The organism is Mesorhizobium sp. M0243, assembly GCF_040321775.1.
GTDB lineage: Bacteria > Pseudomonadota > Alphaproteobacteria > Rhizobiales > Rhizobiaceae > Mesorhizobium.
Genome location: NZ_JAMYSF010000011.1, coordinates 24,727 through 44,325, shown reverse-complemented (window position 1 = coordinate 44,325; position 19,599 = coordinate 24,727). Strand labels below are relative to the sequence as shown.

Sequence of the window (19,599 nt, the reverse complement as noted above, 5' to 3'; positions counted from 1 at the left end):
GCATCTCCCCCTCAAGGGGGGAGATCGGACCGTCGCATCGCTTTCGCCAACGGCCAACGCAGCATGAGGAACGAGGCGCTGAAACTGCCGATCTCCCCCCTTGAGGGGGAGATGGCCGGCAGGCCAGAGGGGGGTGCAGCGCCATACGCCCGTCATTATCTAACCTGGCGCTCTGCGAGAGCTATGGGCGCGTGCAGCGCCATCCTCAAGTAATCACACTTGGCTCGGCGCGGCCGGTATGGCTGTGAATCCCGGCAATATCATCGGCCGCGGCTATCAGATCGGCAAGGGCGGCCTGGGTGTCGAGGTCGTGCCTCGACTTGTCCGACTCGTAGCGCTCGATATAGACGCGCAGCGTGGCACCTGACGTGCCGGTGCCGGACAGCCGAAAGACCACCCGCGAACCACCTTCAAACAGCACCCTGATGCCCTGATGCTCGCTGATCGAACCGTCGACGGGATCGTGATAGGCAAAGTCGTCGGCGCTGGCGATTGTCATGCCGCGCACGCTGGCACCCGGCAGCGCGCCGAGCTTGGCGCGCAGTTCGTCGACCAATGCGGTGGCGCGGTCGCTCTCAACCTCTTCATAATCGTGCCGCGAATAGTAGTTGCGACCGTAGGTCGCCCAGTGCTCGGCGACGATCTGCTTGCAGCTTTCGCCCCGCGCGGCAAGGATGTTGAGCCACAAAAGCACCGCCCAAAGGCCGTCCTTTTCGCGGACGTGGTTGGAACCGGTGCCGGCACTTTCCTCGCCGCAGATCGTCGCCATGTCGGCGTCGAGCAGATTGCCGAAGAACTTCCAGCCTGTCGGCGTCTCATAGAGGGCGATGCCGAGTTTTTCGGCGACGCGGTCGGCAGCGCCACTGGTCGGCATCGAGCGGGCGATGCCCTTCAGCCCGCCCTTGTAGCCGGGCGCCAGGCGGGCGTTGGCGGCAAGCATGGCAACCGAGTCCGACGGGGTGACGAAAATGCCCTTGCCGATGATCAGATTGCGGTCGCCGTCGCCATCCGAGGCAGCGCCGAAATCCGGCGCGTCTGGTCCCATCATCTCGTCATAGAGGTGCTTGGCATGGACGAGGTTCGGGTCCGGGTGATGGCCGCCGAAATCCGGCAGCGGCTTGAAATTGCGGCAGGTGCCGATGGGCGCGCCGAGCCGGTTTTCCAGGATCTCCTTGGCGTAGGGGCCGGTCACCGCGTGCATGGCGTCGAAGCGCATGCGGAAGCCGGATTTGAACAGTTTGCGCAAGGCATCGAAATCGAACAGGCTTTCCATCAGTTCGGCATAGTCGGCGACCGGGTCGATGATCTCGACCGTCATGCCGGCGGCCTTGACCGTGCCTGTTGTGTCGATGTCGATCGGATCGATGTCCGCGATCTTGAAGCTCGAAATCGCCCTGGTCTTTTCGAACGTCGCGTCGGTCAGCTTTTCCGGCGCCGGGCCGCCATTGCCGGCATTGTACTTGATGCCGAAATCCTCATGCGGGCCGCCAGGATTGTGGCTGGCCGACAGGATGATGCCGCCAAAGGTCTTGTATTTGCGGATGACATGCGAGGCGGCCGGCGTCGACAGGATACCGCCCTGCCCGACCATCACCTTGCCGAAGCCGTTGGCGGCTGCCATGGCGATGGCCTTCTGGATGACCTCGCGGTTGTAGAAGCGGCCATCGCCGCCGATCACCAGGGTCTTGCCCTTGAAACCGTCGAGCGCGTCGAAGATCGACTGGATGAAATTCTCGGCATAGTGCTCCTGCTGAAAGACAGGCACCTTCTTGCGCAGGCCCGACGTGCCGGGCTTCTGGTCGGAATAAGGCTTGGTGGGGACGGTGCGTATCATGCTTCAGGCAACCCTTTTCGAAAGCAGAGAGCGATAGAGTTCGACATATTTTTCCGCGCTCTTGTCCCATGACACATCGGCCTTCATGCCCTGGCGCTGCAACGATTCCCAGACCGCCGGACTGGCATGTGCGTCGACGAGGCGGCGGATGGCGTGCAGCAAGGCACCGCCATTGTTGGGCGCGAACTGGAAGCCGGTGGCGACGCCGGCCGAAACGGCAGCCTCATTGGCGTCGATTACCGTGTCGGCAAGGCCGCCGGTGCGGGCAACCACGGGTACGCAGCCATAGCGCAGGCCGTAAAGCTGCGTCAGCCCGCACGGTTCGAAGCGCGAGGGAATGACGATGGCGTCGCAGCCGCCTTGCATGATGTGCGACAGCCCCTCGTCGTAGCCGACGACGACCCCAATGCGGCCGCGATGCCGGGCGGCGGCGGCGAGCAGCGCGCCTTCGAGGCCGGCATCGCCCGAGCCGAGGATGGCCAGGCGCGCGCCGGTCGCAACAATGCCGTCGACCGCTGTCGCCAAGGTATCCATGCCCTTTTGCCAGGTTAGGCGGCTGACGACGCAGACGATCGGGCTGTCGTCGCGCTCAAGGCTGAAGCGGTCTTCCACGGCAACCCTGTTGGGCGCGCGCGCCTTCAGCGTGCTAGCCGTATAGGTGGACACCAGGTGCTTGTCGGTTTCCGGATCCCAGATGTCGGTGTCGATGCCGTTGACTATGCCATAGAGATCGCTGGAGCGCATGTTGATGAGGCCGTCGAGGCCCATGCCGAATTCCGCCGAGCGGATCTCCTGCGCGTAGGTCGGACTGACCGTGGTGATCGCCCAGGCGGCCTGCAGGCCGGCCTTGAGGAAGCCGACACCGCCATAATATTCGACGCCGTCGAGCGCCATCGCCGCTGCCGGCAGGCCGAGTTCGCCAAAGATGGCGGCGCCGAACTGGCCTTGGAAAGCGAGGTTGTGGACAGTCATCATCGATGGCACGCCGACCGCCTTGCCGTAGCGCATATAGGCCAGGGTCATCGCCGACTGCCAGTCATGGGCATGGACGATGTCGGGTTGGTAGCCAGAGATGGCGCCACCGGCGATGTCGCCGCCGACCTGGCTCAACGCCGCGAAACGCCGCCAATTGTCTGGCCAGTCCACGCCGGTGGCGTTGCCGTAGGGACCGCCGGGACGGTCGAACAGATGCGGCGCATCGAGCACGAACAGTTCGAGCCCGGCGAGTTGGACTGAATGGACGGAGGCCTTGCCGCCCTGCAGCAAGGGATATTGCAGAACCGCCCGCTTCTTCTTGAAGGCGGCCATGACGGTCGGAAACCCTGGGATGAGCGTGCGCACGGTCACGCCCTTGCCCGCCAAGGCAATGGGCAGCGCGCCGGTCACGTCGGCAAGCCCTCCGGTCTTGATCAGCGGAAAGATCTCGGGCGTGACCGACAGAACCTGCATGCGTTAGAGCCCTAACTTGTCGATCATGTCCTGGGTGACCAGGCAGATGCCTTTCTCCGAGACCCGAAAGCGCTTGGCGTCGAGGACGGGATCTTCGCCGACCACCAGGCCTTCCGGTATCCTAACACCATGGTCGATGACCACGCGCTTCAACTTTGCGTTCCGGCCGACATGAACGTCGGGCAGCATGACGACTTCTTCCAGCGTCGAAAAGGAATTGATGCGCGCGCCGGTGAAGATCAGGCTTCTTTTGAGCGACGCACCGGAGACGATGCAGTCGCCCGAGACAAGCGAGGACACGGCCGAACCGCGGCGGCCATCGTCGTCATGCACGAACTTTGCCGGCGGCTTCAATTCGGCATAGGTCCAGATCGGCCAGTCGCGGTCGTAGAGGTCGAGTTCAGGCGTGATGTCGGTCAGGTCGATATTGGCTTCCCAATAGGCGTCGACCGTTCCGACGTCGCGCCAGTAGGCCTCGTTCTCGGCGGTCGAGCGGACGCAGGATTTGGCGAAGCGATGCGCGATCGCCTTACCGTGCTGGACGATATAGGGGATGATGTCCTTGCCGAAGTCGCGGCTTGAGCCCGGCTCGGCCGCATCGCGGCGCAATTGCTCCATCAGGAATTTGGTCTTGAACACGTAGATGCCCATCGAAGCCAGCGCGAATTCCGGCTTATCGGGAATGCCGGGCGGATCGGCGGGTTTTTCGACGAAGGCGATGATGTTGTCCTTGGCATCGACATGCATGACGCCGAAGCCGGTGGCTTCCATGCGCGGCACTTCGAGGCAGCCGACGGTGACATCGGCATTGGCGTCGACGTGCTGGCGAAGCATCATCTCGTAGTCCATCTTGTAGATGTGGTCGCCGGCCAAGATCACCATGTATTCGGGCCCGTAGGCCTCGATGATGTCGATGTTCTGATAAACGGCGTCGGCGGTGCCTTCATACCACTGCGTTTCCGAGACGCGCTGGCTGGCCGGCAGGATGTCGAAACTCTCGTTTCGCTCGGGCCGCAGGAAGTTCCAGCCGCGCTGCAGATGACGGATCAGCGAATGCGCCTTGTACTGGGTGGCAACGCCAAGGCGGCGAATGCCGGAATTCAGAGCATTGGAGAGCGCGAAGTCGATAATGCGCGTCTTGCCGCCGAAATATACGGCCGGCTTGGCACGCCGGTCGGTCAGTTCCCTGAGGCGGCTCCCACGGCCGCCGGCCAATACATAGGCCATGGCATCGCGCGCCAGCGGCTGGGTCCGTTTCAAGTCTGCCATTTCTACCCTCCCAAGTTACTCGATATCGACATGGCTCAGTCGGCAACGAGTTCAAGCATGATCGTCGACAGCGGCGGCAAAAGCATCGTCGCGGAGATGCTTCCTCCCTCCGCCCGTGCCTCGACCATGCCGCCATTGCCCTTGCCGGACCCGCCATATTCGGAAGCGTCGGTGTTGATGATTTCGCGCCATTTGCCTGATATCGGCAACGGCACGCGATAATTGTCACGCGGCACCGGCGTGAAATTGGAAATGACGGCCACCGGGCTGCCGCCCGGTGCACTGCGCAGCCAGGCAAAAACCGAATTCTGGCTGTCATCGACGATCAGCCAGGAAAACCCTTCCGGCTCACAATCACGGCCATGCAGTGCCGGGCGCGAACGGTAGAGATAGTTGAGATCGCGCACCGTCTGCCAGACGCCGCGATGCGGCCGGAATTCAAGTAGGTTCCAGTCGAGCGCGCGCGCCTCGCTCCATTCGCGGCGCTGCGCGAACTCCTGCCCCATGAAAAGCAGCTTCTTGCCGGGATAGCCCCACATGAAAGCGTAGTAGGCGCGCAGCGTCGCAAACTTCTGCCAATCGTCGCCGGCCATCTTGCCAAGCAACGTGCCTTTGCCGTGCACGACCTCGTCATGCGAGAGCGGCAGCACGAAATTCTCGGAGAAGGCGTAGGTCAGGCCGAAGGTGAGGTCGTTGTGGTGGTGCTTTCGGAAGATCGGTTCCTTGGAGAAATACTCCAGCGTGTCGTGCATGAAGCCCATATTCCACTTGAAGCCGAAGCCCAGCCCGCCTTCATGCACCGGTGCCGAGACCTTCGGCCAAGAGGTCGATTCCTCGGCGATGGTCATCACGCCCGGATGGTGGCCGTAGACCTCCTTGTTCATCTTCTGCAGGAAGCTGACCGCCTCAAGGTTCTCGCGGCCGCCTTTCTCGTTGGGGATCCATTCGCCGGCCTTGCGCGAATAGTCGAGGTACAGCATCGAGGCGACCGCATCGACGCGAAGTCCGTCGACATGGTATTTCTCGGCCCAGAACAACGCATTGTTGACCAGGAACGACACCACCTCGCGGCGGCCGAAATTGTAGATCGCGGTGTTCCAGTCGGGATGAAACCCCTTGCGCGGATCGGCATGTTCATAGAGCGCGGTGCCATCGAAATTGGCCAGGCCGTGCTCATCGACCGGGAAATGCGCCGGCACCCAGTCGAGAATAACGCCGACGCCGGCACGGTGGGCGCCGTCGACGAAGCGGGCAAAGCCGTCCGGATCGCCAAAGCGGGCCGATGGCGCGTAGAGCCCGGTCGTCTGGTAGCCCCAGGACGGGTCATAGGGATGTTCAGAGATCGGCATGAATTCGATATGGGTGAAGCCGGTCTCGACCACATAGGGGATGAGCCGGTCGGCCAGTTCGTCCCATGACAGGAACGTACCGTCGTCGCGAAGCTGCCAGGAGCCGGCATGAACTTCGTAGATCGAAATGGCTTCGCGCCGGTGATCGGCATTGCGCCAGAAATTGCGATGCGCCTCATCGCCCCACTCATGCGCCGGCGGCACAGCAACGACCGAAGCGGTGGCCGGACGCAGTTCGGATTTGAAGGCGAACGGATCGGCCTTCAGCGGCAGCCTGACGCCGTCGGGGCCGATGATCTCGTATTTGTAGGGCCGGCCAGCACCGATATCGGGAATGAACACCTCCCAGATGCCGGTGTCGCGGCGGTCGCGCATCGAGTGCCGGCGGCCGTCCCATTCGTTGAAATCGCCGACCACAGAGACACGCCGCGCATTGGGAGCCCAGACGGCGAAATGCACGCCCGTGGCGCCTTCGTGCTCGATGACATGGGCGCCGAGCTTGTCGAACAGCCTGAGATGCGATCCCTCGGCGATGTAGTAGTCGTCCATCGGCCCGAGCACCGGACCGAACGAATAGGGATCGGTCAGCCACCAGTCGCCGCCGGCGTTGCGCGCGTGATAGCGAAGCGGTTGCCGCTTCTTGATCGAGAGCTTGCCTTCGAAAAAGCCGCCATCGTCGCGCCTGGACAATTCACCCGCGATGGTGCCGGTCAGCGTATAAGCGGTGACGAATTCGGCATTCGGAACAAAGCAGCGGGCCACAAAACCCTTCCCAGCCTCCTGAACACCGAGAACGGCAAACGGATCGCCATGCGTGCCGGCAACAATCGCCGCAACATCGCTGGCTGCCGCCAGTCCGTCCGGCCCGCTTGTCGCAGCGGTCGCGCGCAGCTTCTTCATCAGGCAGTGTCCCTCCCCGGCACCGAGTGTTTGTTTCTAGTGGTGTGATCCGACTTTCAAGTTCACACCACCGGGACCACATTGTTTGCGGCCTCATGCAATCACATCAGGCAGGCACGTTCCAGATTTCTTTCGCATATTGGCGGATCGTGCGATCGGAGGAGAACCAGCCGACACGCGCCACATTGCGGATTGCCCTGGCGTACCAGTCGGGACTGTTGCGCCAGACCGCATCGACCTCGCGCTGGGCGGTGGCATAGGCATCGAAATCGGCGGCGACCATGAACCAGTCGCTGTTGTAGAGACCGTTGACGAGGTCGCGGTAACGCTCCGGATCGTCCGGCGAGAAGACGCCTGACGAAACAGCCGCGACCGCTTGCGCCAGCTCGGGCGATCCTTCGATGACGGCGCGCGGATCGTAGCCGTTGTTGCGCCGCTCGGCGACCTCGGCGGTGGTCAGGCCGAAGATGAAGATGTTGTCGTCGCCGACGCATTCCTTGATCTCGACATTGGCGCCGTCGAGCGTGCCGATGGTCAGCGCGCCGTTCAGTGCGAACTTCATGTTGCCGGTGCCTGACGCTTCCATGCCGGCGGTCGAGATCTGCTCGGACAAGTCAGCGGCCGGCATCATGATCTCGGCAAGGCTGACATTGTAATTCGGCACGAACACTACCTTCAGCAGACCGCGCACGGCCGGATCGCGGTTGATGACTTTTGCGACATCGTTGGCGAGTTTGATGATCAGCTTGGCATTGTGGTAGCTGGGCGCCGCTTTGCCGCCGAAGAATTTCACGCGCGGCATCCAGTCGCGCTCGGGGTGCGAGCGGATCTGGTCATAGAGGGCGATCGCCTCGAGGATGTTCAGAAGCTGGCGCTTGTATTCGTGGATGCGTTTGATCTGGATGTCGAAAAGCGCCGAAGGATCGACCTTGATGCCGAGCCGGTCGGCGACGAGGTTGGCCAATCGCGCCTTGTTGGCGCGCTTGACGGCGGCGAACTTGTCGCGAAAGACGGCATCGCCGGCGAAACCGTCGAGATCCTTAATGGCGTCGATGTCATCGAGAAAACGGTCGCCGATCGCCTCGCGGGCGAGCGACGTCAGTCCGGGATTGCATTGGATCAGCCAGCGCCGCGGCGTGATGCCGTTGGTCTTGTTGTTGATACGATTGGGGTAGAGCTTGTGCAGGTCGGCGAACACCGTCTCCTTCATCAGGTCGGTGTGAAGAGCCGAAACGCCGTTGATGGAATGCGAGCCGACAAAGGCCAGATTGCCCATGCGCACCCGGCGGTCGCCATTTTCCTGGATCAGCGAGATGCGGCCAATCTGCTCGTCCGAGAACTGGTTGGAAGCACGCGCCTCCAGAAGCACTTCAGCGTTGATGGCATAGACGATCTGCATGTGGCGCGGCAAAAGCCGCTCGAACAGCGGCACCGGCCAGCTTTCCAGCGCCTCGGGCAGCAGTGTGTGGTTGGTGTAGCCGAAGGTGCGCTGGGTGATATCCCAGGCCTGGTCGAAGTCCATGCCGTGGACGTCCATCAACAGGCGCATCAACTCCGGCACGGCGATGGCGGGATGGGTGTCGTTCAAGTGGATCGCAGCCTTGTCGGGCAGCGACTTCAGGTCGCCATATTGGCTCAGATGGCGCTGCACGATGTCCTGCAGCGAGGCGGTGGAGAAGAAATACTCCTGCCGAAGCCGCAGTTCCTGCCCGGCCTTGTGGGAATCGGCGGGATAGAGCACGCGCGACAAGGCATCGGCCTTGTTGCTTTCGGCTAGCGCGCCGATGTGGTCACCGGCATTGAATTTGTCTAGCAGGATCGGATCGACCGGCATCCCCGACCAGAGCCGCAGCGTGTTGACGCGGTTGGCCCGCCAGCCGACGACGGGCGTGTCATAGGCGACGGCCAGCACATGCTCGGTCGGTTTCCAGACATGGCGTTCGAGGCGCCCGTCCTTGGAGGTGATCGATTCCACCGAACCGCCGAAACCAACCTCGAAGGAGCGTTCGCGACGTTCGAATTCCCACGGGTTACCGTGATCAAGCCAGGTCTCTGGCAGTTCGACCTGCCAGCCGTCGTGAATCTCCTGCCGGAACATGCCATTGGCATAGCGGATGCCGTAGCCATGCGCCGGAATGTCGACGGTCGCCATGCTTTCCATGAAGCAGGCCGCGAGCCGGCCGAGGCCGCCATTGCCGAGCGCCGCATCGGGCTCGAGTGCTGCAATCAAGTCGAGGTCGACACCCAGCGACGACAGCGCCTCGCGCATGTTGTCCATCAGGCCCAGATTGGAGAAGGCATCACGCATCAGGCGGCCGATGAGGAATTCCAGCGACAGATAATAGACGCGCTTTTCCTTCTGGTCGTAAGCCTCTCTCGTCGCCTGCATCCAGTGATCGACGATCCGGTCGCGCACGACCTTGATCGAGGCGGTCAGCCAGTCGTACTGGGTCGCAACGGTGGTGTCCTTGCCGACCCTGTATTTGAGGGCCACCAAGACTTCACGTGCGAGTGTCTTTGGATCAGGATTTTCGAGCAGTGGCGGAAGGGGTTCGGATGTCATCGCGCTCGTCATGATGCCTCTCGTGCGGTTGCCATGATCATACCGGCTTTCATCGCTCCTCCCAGCCCATGCTAGCTGATACCGCCATATATTCAATCGATTTAAACAGGTTCGATCCGGCTTGCCCCCTGCGGCAATTTGGCAATTCTGAAGTGTGACGCGTCAAGACGGCCCGCGCGACGCGCTTCAAATTCCTGTTCCGTGCTTGCCGCTGTTGCCAAGCACCAGCCACTTTGGGCGACATGTATCAAGCCGCCAGCGCCGCCTCCGGCGGGGCCTTGGCTCCTGTCATGAAGGCGACGGCATCGGACATCGTATATTGCTTGGGGTCGATGACGGCGAGGCGACGGCCCAGCCGATGGATGTGAATGCGATCGGCCACTTCGAAGACATGCGGCATGTTGTGCGAGATCAGCACGATCGGGAGGCCGCGCTTCTTGACGTCGAGGATCAATTCGAGCACGCGGCGGCTTTCCTTGACGCCAAGCGCGGCCGTCGGTTCGTCCATGATCACCACCCGACTGCCGAAGGCGGCCGCACGTGCCACGGCAACGCCCTGTCTTTGGCCGCCCGAGAGCGTCTCCACAGCCTGGCTGATGTTCTGGATGGTCATCAGGCCAAGTTCGGTAAGTTTGTCGCGGGCGCGCTTTTCCATCGCCGGGCGATCGAGCATGCGAAGCCAATCGCCCAGAAAACCCGGTTTACGGATTTCGCGGCCAAGGAACATGTTGTCGGCGATCGACAGCGCGGGCGACAGCGCCAGGTTCTGGTAGACGGTCTCGATGCCGGCTTCGCGGGCCTCCATCGGCGATTTGAAGGAGACGGGTTTTCCTTCAAGCCGGATCTCGCCTTCATCGGGCACGGCAGCGCCGGAAATCGCCTTGATGAGCGACGATTTGCCGGCGCCATTGTCACCGATGACCGCAAGGATTTCGCCGGGGTAAAGGTCGAAGTCGGCGTTGTCGAGGGCGGTGACGCGGCCGTAGCGCTTGACCAGGCCACGCGCGGTGAGAATGGGTTCCTGGGTCGTGGTCATGCCGAAACCTTTCTGATCCATTGGTCGACTGCCACGGCGCCGATGATCAGCACACCGGTGAGCAGCACCTTCCATTGCGGATCGGCGCCCAGCATGTTGAGGCCCATGGAGACGACGCCGACGATCATCGCGCCGAACAGCGTGCCCAGGATCGAGCCACGTCCGCCGAACAGGGAAATACCGCCGATCACCGTCGCGGTGATCGCCTGGAGATTGTAGTCGGTGACGGCGGCCGACGGCGAGATCGAGCCGTTGCGGCCGATGGAGACCCAGGCAGCGAAAGCGGCGATCAGCCCGGCAAGGGTGTAGACCGTCATCAGCACCTTCTTGGTCTGGATGCCCGACAACTTCGCCGCCTCCTGATCATCGCCAACGGCGTAGACATGGCGGCCCCATGCCGTGTGATTGAGCACGTACCAGAGGATCATCACGAGCACGACCGTGGCAATGACGCCGAGCGTCAGCACCGCCGTGCCGACCTTGAAGCTGATGGCAAAGAGATGCAGCAGCGGCGCCTGGGTGTCGACATCGGTGTCGCGGATCGTCTCGTTGGCCGAATAGATGAAGTTAGTGGCCATGACGATGTTCCAGGTGCCAAGCGTCACGATGAAGGGCGGCAGCTTCATGTAGGCGACAAGCACCCCGTTGAGCAGCCCGCAGGCCGCGCCGGCGGCAAGCCCGATCGCCACGGCGAGCGCGCTCGGCATACCGTAGCTGACAGCGCAATTGCCCATGATCACCGCTGAAATTACCATGATCACGCCGATCGACAGGTCGATGCCGGCGGTCAGGATGACCAGCGTCTGTGCGGCACCCAGAATGCCGATGATGGCGATCTGCTGCAGGATAAGCGTCAGCGTATAGGACGAAAAGAACCGCCCTCCGATGGTGATGCCGAAGACGATGATCGCCAGAACCAGGACGATCAGCGGCACCGCGGCCGGCGTCGAATGCAAGAAATGCTGGATGCGCTTGACGGCCGATTTGTGCTCGTCAAAAGCAGCAACGCTGGTGTCGCTGCTTGAGAGAACCTTCTCGAATTCCTGAGCTTGAGCCATGTTTACTCCCCGTAGGCTTCAGCCAAACGCCGACGCCAGTCCACGCCTTTCCGGTCTGCTGCCGGGATTGTTCGCGGTCACGCGAGCCATCGTCCACCCGAAGCGGCCGGGGATCAAGCCCCGGCCGCTCAGGTTCCCTGGATGCCTGTCAGACCGGGATCAGCCCCAGCACTTGGCGAGGCCTTCCTTGGTGTCGATGGACTTCACGCCGGTAGCCGGCTTGTCGGTCACCAGGTTGACGCCGGTGTCGAAGAAATTCTTGCCTTCGGTCGGCTTCGGCTTGGTTCCGTCTTTGGCAAAAGCGGCGATCGCCTCGATGCCGAGCGCTGCCATCTGCAGCGGGTATTGCTGCGAAGTGGCACCAATGACGCCTTCGGCCACCGACTTCACTCCGGGGCAGCCGCCGTCCACGGAGACGATCAGCACCTGGCTTTCGAGGCCGACAGCCTTGAGCGCCTGGTAGGCGCCGACAGCGGCGGGCTCGTTGATGGTGTGGATGACGTTGATGGTGTTGTCCTTCTGCAGGAGGTTCTCCATCGCCTTGCGGCCGCCCTCTTCGTTGCCGTTGGTGACGTCGTGGCCGACGATGCGCGCATCGTCCTCATCGCCGATCTTGTTGGGATCCTTCACGTCGATGCCGTAGCCCATCATGAAGCCCTGGTCGCGAAGCACGTCGACGGTCGGCTGCGAAGGCGTCAGGTCGAGGAAGCCGATCTTGGCGTCCTTGGCCTTGTCGCCGAGCGTGGCGGCTGCCCAGGCACCGATCAGCTTGCCGGCTTCGAGATTGTCCGTTGCAAAGGTCGCGTCGGCGGCGTCGATCGGATCGAGCGGCGTGTCGAGCGCGATCACCAGCAGGCCCGCATCGCGCGCCTTCTTCACGGTAGGCACGATGCCCTTGGTGTCGGATGCAGTGATCAGGATACCCTTGGCGCCGTCGGCGATGCAACTCTCGATGGCCGCGACCTGGCTCTCGCTGTCGCCGTCGATCTTGCCGGCATAGGTCTTGAGGTCGACGCCGAGTTCCTTGGCCTTCGCGGTGGCGCCCTCCTTCATCTTGACGAAGAAGGGATTGGTGTCAGTCTTGGTGATCAGGCAGGCACCGACACCAGCCGCGGATGCGGACGACGCAGACGCCATCAGCCCCAGAGCCGCGGCGGCAAACACGGTCGATTTCAACAGTTTTGTATTGGTCACGATTTCCTCCCAGTGGAACTATCCGGATGCCGGCCAACCGGCACCTGCAGCGCGTCCAACGAAATTCTCCCAGCGTGGACGCCGTCTCAACAGACACCAGCACGAAGCCCCTGTCAATAATTAAATCACTCTTATTTATTATTGACAGCCTTGCTTCGTTCACCCATTCTGGCCCAAAAGCATTGAGGGGAAACGACGGGAGGAACAGGGTGGAAACGGCCATTGCGAGGCACGGTTCGCCCGAGGTGAATGACAGTCTCATTCACCGCGGCACCAACCAGAGCGGCATGCGCGACCACAACGAGCGGTTGGTGCTGTCGCTGGTGCGCCAGCACGGCAGCCTGGCAAAATCCGACATCGCCCGCATGACCGGCCTTTCGGCGCAGACGGTTTCGGTCATCATGCGCGAGTTGGAGGAAGAAAGCCTCCTGCTGCGCCAGGCGCCGTTGCGCGGCAAGATCGGCCAGCCTTCCATCCCGATGGCGCTCAACCCCGAAGGCGCTTTCTTCATTGGCCTGAAGATCGGCCGCCGCAGCGCTGAACTGGTATTGATAGATTTCCTTGGCCATGTCCGTTCGATGCTGCAGCATTCCTATCGCTACCCGGCGCCGCGCGAGACGGTGGACTTCGTCACCAACGGCATGCGGCAGATGCGCGGCGAGCTGACGCCCGCGCAAGACAAGCGCATCGCCGGGCTCGGCATCGCCATGCCGTTCGAATTGTGGAACTGGGCCGATACCGCCGGCGCCCCGCGCGATGTCATGGACGAATGGCGTCACCGCGACATCAGGGCCGACATCCAGGCGCAATGCGATTTTCCGGTCTATTTGCAGAACGATGCCACGTCGGCCTGCGGCGCCGAGCTCGTCTTCGGCCAGGCTGGCGCCGCGCGTGACTTCGTCTATTTCTATATCGGCGCCTTTGCCGGTGGCGGCATCGTGCTGAATGGCCGGCTTTTTGGCGGCCCGACCGGCAATGCCGGAGCGCTCGGCTCCATGCCGGTGCCCGGGCCGGACGGCAAGCCGACCCAACTGATCGATGTCGCTTCCATCGCCATGCTCGAAAAGGCGCTCAATGCGCGCGGCATCGAGGCCTCGCATCTGTGGACCTCGCCGGAAGACTGGGGCGAGATCGGATCCGAACTCGACGACTGGATCGCCAGCGCCTCAACGGCGCTCGCTTACGCCATCGTCGCCGCATCCTCGATCATCGATTTCGAAGCGGCGGTGATCGACGGTTGGATGCCGAAGGCGGTGCGCCGCCGGCTGGTCGACGCCATCATTGCGGCCATCGCCACGATCGACAGCGAAGGCTTGAAGCTGCCCGCCATTCGTGAGGGAACCGTCGGCATTCACGCCCGGGCGCTCGGCGGCGCCAGTCTGCCCCTTTCCGAACGCTTCCTGATCGGCTCGACGACAATTTCCAGGAGCGCCTGATGCTGATCGGAATTCCGGCGCTGCTCGGTCCGGAGCTTCTGGCGATCCTGCGCGGCATGGGCCATGGCGACGAAATCGCCCTTGTCGACGGAAATTATCCGGCGGAACAGCAGGCAACCCGGCTGGTACGCGCCGATGGCCACCCTCTTATCCCGGTACTCGACGCGATACTAAGCGTCTTGCCGGTGGACGACGCCGTGCCGGAGGCGCTGTTTCGCGCCTCGGTCAAGGGCGATCCTTCGCTTGCCGATCCCGTCCATCATGAGATCGAGGCGATCTGCGCCAAACGCGCGCCTGGCCGCAAGGTGGTTGCGCTGGCCGGCGCCGACTTCTATGCACGGGTCAAATCGGCGCATGCCATCGTCGCGACCAGCGAGCCGCGGCTCTACGCCAACATCATCATCCGCAAGGGCGTGATCCATCCGCCGGAGACCAGGAAGCCATGATCCTCTGCTGCGGCGAAGCCCTGATCGACATGCTGCCGCGCACGACGACAGCAGGCGAGCCGGCCTTTGCGCCTTATGTCGGCGGCGCCGTGTTCAACACGGCGATCGCGCTTGGCCGGCTCGGCGCGCCGGCAGGCTTCTTTTCGGGCCTGTCGTCGGATCTGTTCGGCGGCCAATTCCGGGATGCGCTGGGGGCAAGCAAGGTCAGCTCCACCTATGCGCACACCTCACCACGGCCAACGACGCTGGCCTTCGTCAAGCTCACCAACGGCCAGGCGACCTACACTTTCTATGACGAGAACACCGCCGGCCGCATGCTGACCGTCGACGACCTGCCGCAGCTTGGCAGCGAGATCGAAGCCATGCTGTTCGGTGCCATCAGCCTGATTTCGGAGCCCGCCGGCAGTGCCTATGAGGAATTCATGCGGCGCGAGCATGAAAGTCGAGTCATGATGCTCGATCCCAACATCCGGCCGAACTTCATACCGGACAAGGCCAAGCACCTCAGGCGCATTCGCGCGATGATGGCGATGGCCGACATCGTGAAATTGTCGGACGAAGACCTGAACTGGTTCGGCGAAGCCGGCTCGCACGAGGATGTCATCCGCAACTGGCTGGATCGAGGCCCGAAGCTGATCGTCGTCACCCATGGCAGCGAAGGCGCCGTCGGCTATACCAGGGAACATGCCGTCACCGTCATGCCGGAAAAGGTCGAGGTGGTCGACACGGTCGGTGCCGGCGATACCTTCAACGCCGGCATCCTCGCCTCCTTGCATGAGCAGGGCCTGCTGACCAAAGCGGCGATTTCCGGCTTGTCGAAAGACGCCATCCACAAGGCGCTGGCGCTCGGCGCGAAGGCGGCGGCAGTGACCGTGTCGCGGGCCGGCGCCAATCCACCCTGGCGACATGAAATCGCCTGAGCAACGCTCAACATAAGCTGAGCCCAATCGATCACTTTATGTTTCGCAGGGGCTCTTTCCAAGGCTATGAGGGCGGGATGGCGCCCGACGAAGCCCGGATTTCCGGCATCTGACTGACATTCGCCGGGAAATACTGGTAACGGACTGCGACACTTGGGCAATTTAGGGCTCCGCCTGCCCGGCTTTCTCGGCAAGCGCAACTCTGGTACCAGCGGCCGATTATCTGGCTAACCCGTTTTGAGGCCGACATGCAGTTCATCGATCTTGGCGCGCAGCGCGAACGAATCCGCGACCGGCTGAAGGCCGCGATCGACCGTGTCGTCGACGAAGGCCGTTATATTCTTGGCCCGCAAGTCACCGAATTCGAGAACAAGCTTGCCGCCTATATCGGCACCAAGCATGTCGTGGCCTGCGCCAACGGCACCGACGCGCTGCTGTTGCCGCTGTTTGCGGCCGGCATCGGCCCGGGTGACGCGGTGTTCGTGCCGAGCTTCACTTTCGCCGCCACCGCCGAAGTGGTGGCGCTGGCCAAGGCCGAGCCGGTGTTCGTCGATGTCGACCCGCATAGCTACAACATCGACATTGCCAGCCTCGAAGCGGCCATCGCCATGATCAAGAAGCAAGGCCGGCTGAAGCCGAAGGCAATCATTCCCGTCGATCTGTTCGGCCTTGCCGCCGACTACGAGGCGATCATGGCGATCGCCAACCGCGAAGGGCTGATGGTGATCGAGGATGCCGCCCAGTCGATGGGCGGTTCGCTCGACGGCAAGATGTGCGGTGCTTTCGGCCATGTCGGATCGACCAGCTTCTATCCGGCCAAGCCGCTTGGCTGCTACGGCGATGGCGGCGCGATGTTCACCAATGATGATGCGCTGGCCGAGCAGCTCAGATCCTTCGCCTTCCACGGCAAGGGCGAAACGCAATATGACAATGTCCGCGTCGGCATCAATTCGCGGCTCGACACGATACAGGCGGCGATCCTGATCGAGAAGCTGGCCATCCTCGAAGACGAGATGGTTGCGCGCCAGGTGGTGGCAAAGCGCTATGCCGACGGGCTTGGCGACATCGTCACCGCGGCCCGCAATCTGGACGGCAGCCGTTCGGCCTGGGCGCAGTACGCCATCGAGACACCCAAGCGCGACGGGCTGAAGGCGCATCTCGGCGATAAGGGCATTCCGTCGGTCATCTACTATGTGAAGCCGCTGCATGCCCAGGTCGCCTATCGCGACTACCCGCGCACGCCGACCGGCCTGGCCGTTTCGGAAGACCTGCCGAAGCGTATCCTCTGCCTGCCGATGCACCCCTATCTCAGCGAAGCCGACCAGGACCAAATCATCGAGACGATCCGCAACTATATCGGCTCGAATTCAGCGCAGGCCGCAGCGGAGTAAGCTGCCGAGCCTTTCTCAGCCGGGGCCCGCAGCCCTGCCGCTGGCAATGAAATGCGGATTGGCAAAATCCTCGTCGTCGCTTTGCCTGCGCTTGCCATAAACCAGAGGCTGGCCATCGAGCGTGCGCGTCATGCCGCCGGCGGCGCGCAGGATGGCGTCGCCCGCCGCTGTGTCCCATTCCATGGTGCGGCCGAAGCGCGGATAGACATCGGCCTCGGCACTGGCGAGAAGGCAGAATTTCAAGGACGAACCGACCGAAACGATTTCGGCGGCACCCAGGTCGCGAATATAGGCCTCGGTTTCCGGTGTGTTGTGAGACCGACTGGCGACGACGGCCAGCGGCGTCGCGGCCGTTCTCGCCGCGATCGACCGGCGGCCGACGACCTGGTAATCGCCATCGATTTCGAGTGATTCCGCCCTGCCCGGCTGGCCGGAAAAGAAGCGCCCCGTACAGGGCGCAAAGACGACGCCGACTTCCGGCACGCCATCGCGAACCAGCGCTATGTTGACGGTGAAATCGGTGCGGCGGTTAACGAACTCCTTGGTCCCATCGAGCGGATCGATCAGAAAAAAAGCCCCGTCCAGGTCGGGCGGCACGATCCCGGCGGAAGCTTCTTCCTCGGCCACGCAGGGGATATCGGGAAATGCGGCACGCAGTCCGGCGAGAACGATCTTTTCGCTCTCGCGGTCCGCCTCGGTCACCGGCGAGGCGTCGGACTTGCGGTCAACCGCACAGCCGGCGTGGAATACGCGCATCACCTCGCGCCCGGCCGACAAGGCCAGGCGCTCGAAGATTTCGAGCATCAGCCTGTCGTCAGATGCCGCCGCCGCTATCGTATTGGTCTTCGGCAATGTCGCGCTCGTTCAGCCAGTGTTCCAGGGCGTCGACCATCTCTTCGGCCGACTTGCCGAGTGTCCGCAGATGGATCTCCGGGGTTTCCGGCGCTTCATAAGGGGAATCGACGCCGGTGAAATTCTTGATCTCGCCATTCAGTGCGCGCGCATAGAGGCCCTTGGGATCACGCCTGGCGCATTCCTCGAACGGCGTATCGACAAACACCTCGATGAACTCGCCATCGGCCATCAATTCGCGCGCCATGCGCCGTTCGGCGCTGAACGGCGAAATGAACGACACGATGACGATCAACCCGGCATCGGCCATCAAACGCGCCACTTCGGCGACGCGGCGGATGTTTTCGACGCGATCAGCGTCGGTGAAACCAAGATCGCGGTTGAGACCGTGACGGACGTTGTCGCCGTCCAGGATATAGGTATGGCGGCCGGTAGCGAACAGCTTCTTTTCGAACAGGTTGGCGATGGTCGACTTGCCGGATCCCGACAGCCCAGTGAACCAGAACACGGCGGGCCGCTGGTTCTTCATGTCGGCGCGCACGCGCTTGCCGACATCGAGCGACTGCCAATGAATGTTTTCGGCACGGCGCAACGAGTGCAGGATCATGCCGGCGCCGACCGTGGCGTTGGAGATGCGGTCGATCAGGATGAAGGCGCCGGTGGTGCGGTTTTCGGCGAAGGGATCGAAGGCGATCGGCGTCCGCGTCGAGATGTTGCAGATGCCGACTTCGTTCATTTCGAGCGACTTGGCCGCTTCATGGGCAAAGTCATTGACGTTGATCCGATATTTTAGGTCGGTGACGGTGGCGCTGGTCTGGTCGGTCTCGGTGCGCAGGATGTAAGAGCGGCCTGGTAGCAACGCATGCTCGTCGAACCAGACGATGTTGGCGGCGAACTGGTCGGCGACTTGCGGCCGTGCGGCAGGCGAAACCAGCATGTTGCCGCGCGAGATTTCGACTTCGTCATCGAGGACGAGCGTGACGGCCTGGCCGGCGGCCGCCTGGGCGAGATCGCCGCCATACGAGACGATCCGCTTGACGCGCGAGGATTTGCCGGACTTGGCGACAACGACCTCGTCGCCGGGCGCAACCGAGCCGGAGGCGACCGTGCCGGCAAAGCCGCGAAAGTCGAGATTGGGACGATTGACATACTGGACCGGGAAACGGAACGGCAGTTCGACCATCGCTTCGTCGACCGACACGGTTTCGAGATGCTCGATCAGCGTCGGGCCGGAATACCATTCCATGCTTTCCGACCGGCGGCTGACATTGTCGCCATAACGGGCCGACATTGGGATCGGCACAATGGTCTGGAAGCCGAGATCGCGCGAGAATTGCCCGTAGTCTTCGACGATCCGGTCGAAAACCGCCTGATCGAAATCGACAAGATCGATCTTGTTGACGGCCAGCACGACGTGGCGGATGCCGAGCAGCGAGGCGATGATCGAATGCCGCCTTGTCTGGCGAAGCACCCCCTGCCGGGCATCGATCAGCACGATTGCCAGGTCGGCGGTCGAAGCGCCGGTGGCCATGTTGCGGGTGTATTGCTCGTGGCCAGGTGTGTCGGCAACGATGAATTTGCGTTTCGGTGTGGCGAAGAAGCGGTAAGCGACGTCGATGGTGATGCCTTGCTCGCGCTCGGCCTCCAGACCGTCGACCAGCAGCGCGAAATCGATGTCGTCGCCCGTCGTGCCATGCTTGCGCGAATCGCGTTCGAGCGCGGCGAGTTGATCCTCGAAAATCTGCTTGGTGTCGGACAGCAGGCGCCCGATCAGCGTCGACTTGCCGTCATCGACCGAGCCGCAGGTCAGGAAGCGCAGCAGCGATTTCTTCTCCTGCGCAGCCAGATAGTCGCGAACGCCGTCGGTGGGAGCGAGGCTCTTTGCCATGATGTGGCGCATGG

General features: G+C 62.6%; 14 protein-coding genes. 4 read left to right on the top strand and 10 right to left on the bottom strand.

From position 1 onward, the window contains the following. Positions 1-205 precede the first annotated feature (205 nt). From NKJ11_RS16450 to NKJ11_RS16415, 8 genes are all read right to left on the bottom strand, one after another. On the bottom strand, positions 206-1,834 hold the full coding sequence (locus NKJ11_RS16450) for an alpha-D-glucose phosphate-specific phosphoglucomutase (protein ID WP_352793793.1): 1,629 nt from the start codon (positions 1,832-1,834) through the stop codon (positions 206-208). Between the two features lie 3 nt (positions 1,835-1,837). Continuing rightward, a complete protein-coding gene (gene glgA / locus NKJ11_RS16445) occupies positions 1,838-3,283 on the bottom strand; it encodes a glycogen synthase GlgA (RefSeq protein WP_128302923.1) in 1,446 nt (481 codons plus the stop codon). A 3-nt stretch (positions 3,284-3,286) separates the two neighbouring features. Next, positions 3,287-4,552 carry a glucose-1-phosphate adenylyltransferase gene (gene glgC / locus NKJ11_RS16440; protein WP_352793792.1) on the bottom strand — a complete coding sequence of 422 codons (1,266 nt, stop codon included), beginning with the start codon at positions 4,550-4,552 and terminating at the stop codon, positions 3,287-3,289. A 35-nt stretch (positions 4,553-4,587) separates the two neighbouring features. Then, the gene (gene glgB / locus NKJ11_RS16435; RefSeq protein ID WP_352441331.1) at positions 4,588-6,801 is read right to left on the bottom strand and encodes a 1,4-alpha-glucan branching protein GlgB; all 2,214 of its coding nucleotides are present in this window, start codon (positions 6,799-6,801) and stop codon (positions 4,588-4,590) included. 106 nt (positions 6,802-6,907) lie between these two features. Beyond that, entirely contained in the window at positions 6,908-9,376 is a 2,469-nt protein-coding gene (locus NKJ11_RS16430; RefSeq protein WP_352609893.1) for a glycogen/starch/alpha-glucan phosphorylase, read from the bottom strand. 235 nt (positions 9,377-9,611) lie between these two features. After that, positions 9,612-10,421 (bottom strand): ATP-binding cassette domain-containing protein, encoded by an 810-nt coding sequence (locus NKJ11_RS16425; protein WP_352441333.1) that lies wholly within the window; start codon positions 10,419-10,421, stop codon positions 9,612-9,614. After that, positions 10,397-11,458: an ABC transporter permease gene (locus NKJ11_RS16420; RefSeq protein WP_127269995.1), complete on the bottom strand. Its 1,062-nt coding sequence runs from the start codon at positions 11,456-11,458 to the stop codon at positions 10,397-10,399. The genes NKJ11_RS16425 and NKJ11_RS16420 overlap by 25 nt, the downstream gene beginning before the upstream one ends. 159 nt (positions 11,459-11,617) lie before the next feature. Continuing rightward, positions 11,618-12,595: a sugar ABC transporter substrate-binding protein gene (locus NKJ11_RS16415; protein ID WP_502895823.1), complete on the bottom strand. Its 978-nt coding sequence runs from the start codon at positions 12,593-12,595 to the stop codon at positions 11,618-11,620. A gap of 266 nt (positions 12,596-12,861) precedes the next feature. Here NKJ11_RS16415 and NKJ11_RS16410 point away from each other — a divergent pair, with 266 nt between their 5' ends. The 4 genes from NKJ11_RS16410 (at position 12,862) to NKJ11_RS16395 (ending at position 16,845) form a co-directional block, all read left to right on the top strand. Next, complete coding sequence (locus NKJ11_RS16410) at positions 12,862-14,088, top strand: ROK family transcriptional regulator (RefSeq protein WP_352609895.1); 1,227 nt, start codon at positions 12,862-12,864, stop codon at positions 14,086-14,088. Further along, positions 14,088-14,534 (top strand): RbsD/FucU family protein, encoded by a 447-nt coding sequence (locus NKJ11_RS16405; protein ID WP_023808513.1) that lies wholly within the window; start codon positions 14,088-14,090, stop codon positions 14,532-14,534. Before NKJ11_RS16410 ends, NKJ11_RS16405 begins: the two co-directional genes overlap by 1 nt. Beyond that, positions 14,531-15,454 carry a carbohydrate kinase family protein gene (locus NKJ11_RS16400; protein WP_023808514.1) on the top strand — a complete coding sequence of 308 codons (924 nt, stop codon included), beginning with the start codon at positions 14,531-14,533 and terminating at the stop codon, positions 15,452-15,454. Before NKJ11_RS16405 ends, NKJ11_RS16400 begins: the two co-directional genes overlap by 4 nt. A gap of 248 nt (positions 15,455-15,702) precedes the next feature. Next, positions 15,703-16,845 (top strand): DegT/DnrJ/EryC1/StrS family aminotransferase, encoded by a 1,143-nt coding sequence (locus NKJ11_RS16395; RefSeq protein WP_023808516.1) that lies wholly within the window; start codon positions 15,703-15,705, stop codon positions 16,843-16,845. Positions 16,846-16,860: 15 nt separating this feature from the next. Here NKJ11_RS16395 and cysQ read toward each other — a convergent pair whose 3' ends face one another. Both cysQ and cysN read right to left on the bottom strand, forming a co-directional pair. Further along, complete coding sequence (gene cysQ / locus NKJ11_RS16390) at positions 16,861-17,649, bottom strand: 3'(2'),5'-bisphosphate nucleotidase CysQ (protein WP_352609932.1); 789 nt, start codon at positions 17,647-17,649, stop codon at positions 16,861-16,863. 10 nt (positions 17,650-17,659) lie between these two features. Further along, positions 17,660-19,597 carry a sulfate adenylyltransferase subunit CysN gene (gene cysN, locus NKJ11_RS16385; protein WP_352609896.1) on the bottom strand — a complete coding sequence of 646 codons (1,938 nt, stop codon included), beginning with the start codon at positions 19,595-19,597 and terminating at the stop codon, positions 17,660-17,662. Between the last annotated feature and the right edge of the window lie 2 nt (positions 19,598-19,599).

Excerpts from the sequence above, each read along its gene's own strand:
- glgB (WP_352441331.1), bottom strand. The coding sequence starts at position 6,801 with ATGAAGAAGCTGCGCGCGACCGCTGCGACAAGCGGGCCGGACGGACTG.
- cysQ (WP_352609932.1), bottom strand. The coding sequence starts at position 17,649 with ATGCTCGAAATCTTCGAGCGCCTGGCCTTGTCGGCCGGGCGCGAGGTG.
- glgA (WP_128302923.1), bottom strand. The coding sequence starts at position 3,283 with ATGCAGGTTCTGTCGGTCACGCCCGAGATCTTTCCGCTGATCAAGACC.
- NKJ11_RS16405 (WP_023808513.1), top strand. The coding sequence starts at position 14,088 with ATGCTGATCGGAATTCCGGCGCTGCTCGGTCCGGAGCTTCTGGCGATC.
- NKJ11_RS16430 (WP_352609893.1), bottom strand. The coding sequence starts at position 9,376 with ATGACGAGCGCGATGACATCCGAACCCCTTCCGCCACTGCTCGAAAAT.
- cysN (WP_352609896.1), bottom strand. The coding sequence starts at position 19,597 with ATGCGCCACATCATGGCAAAGAGCCTCGCTCCCACCGACGGCGTTCGC.
- NKJ11_RS16425 (WP_352441333.1), bottom strand. The coding sequence starts at position 10,421 with ATGGATCAGAAAGGTTTCGGCATGACCACGACCCAGGAACCCATTCTC.
- NKJ11_RS16415 (WP_502895823.1), bottom strand. The coding sequence starts at position 12,595 with ATGGCGTCTGCGTCGTCCGCATCCGCGGCTGGTGTCGGTGCCTGCCTG.
- glgC (WP_352793792.1), bottom strand. The coding sequence starts at position 4,552 with ATGGCAGACTTGAAACGGACCCAGCCGCTGGCGCGCGATGCCATGGCC.
- NKJ11_RS16395 (WP_023808516.1), top strand. The coding sequence starts at position 15,703 with ATGCAGTTCATCGATCTTGGCGCGCAGCGCGAACGAATCCGCGACCGG.
- NKJ11_RS16400 (WP_023808514.1), top strand. The coding sequence starts at position 14,531 with ATGATCCTCTGCTGCGGCGAAGCCCTGATCGACATGCTGCCGCGCACG.
- NKJ11_RS16450 (WP_352793793.1), bottom strand. The coding sequence starts at position 1,834 with ATGATACGCACCGTCCCCACCAAGCCTTATTCCGACCAGAAGCCCGGC.
- NKJ11_RS16420 (WP_127269995.1), bottom strand. The coding sequence starts at position 11,458 with ATGGCTCAAGCTCAGGAATTCGAGAAGGTTCTCTCAAGCAGCGACACC.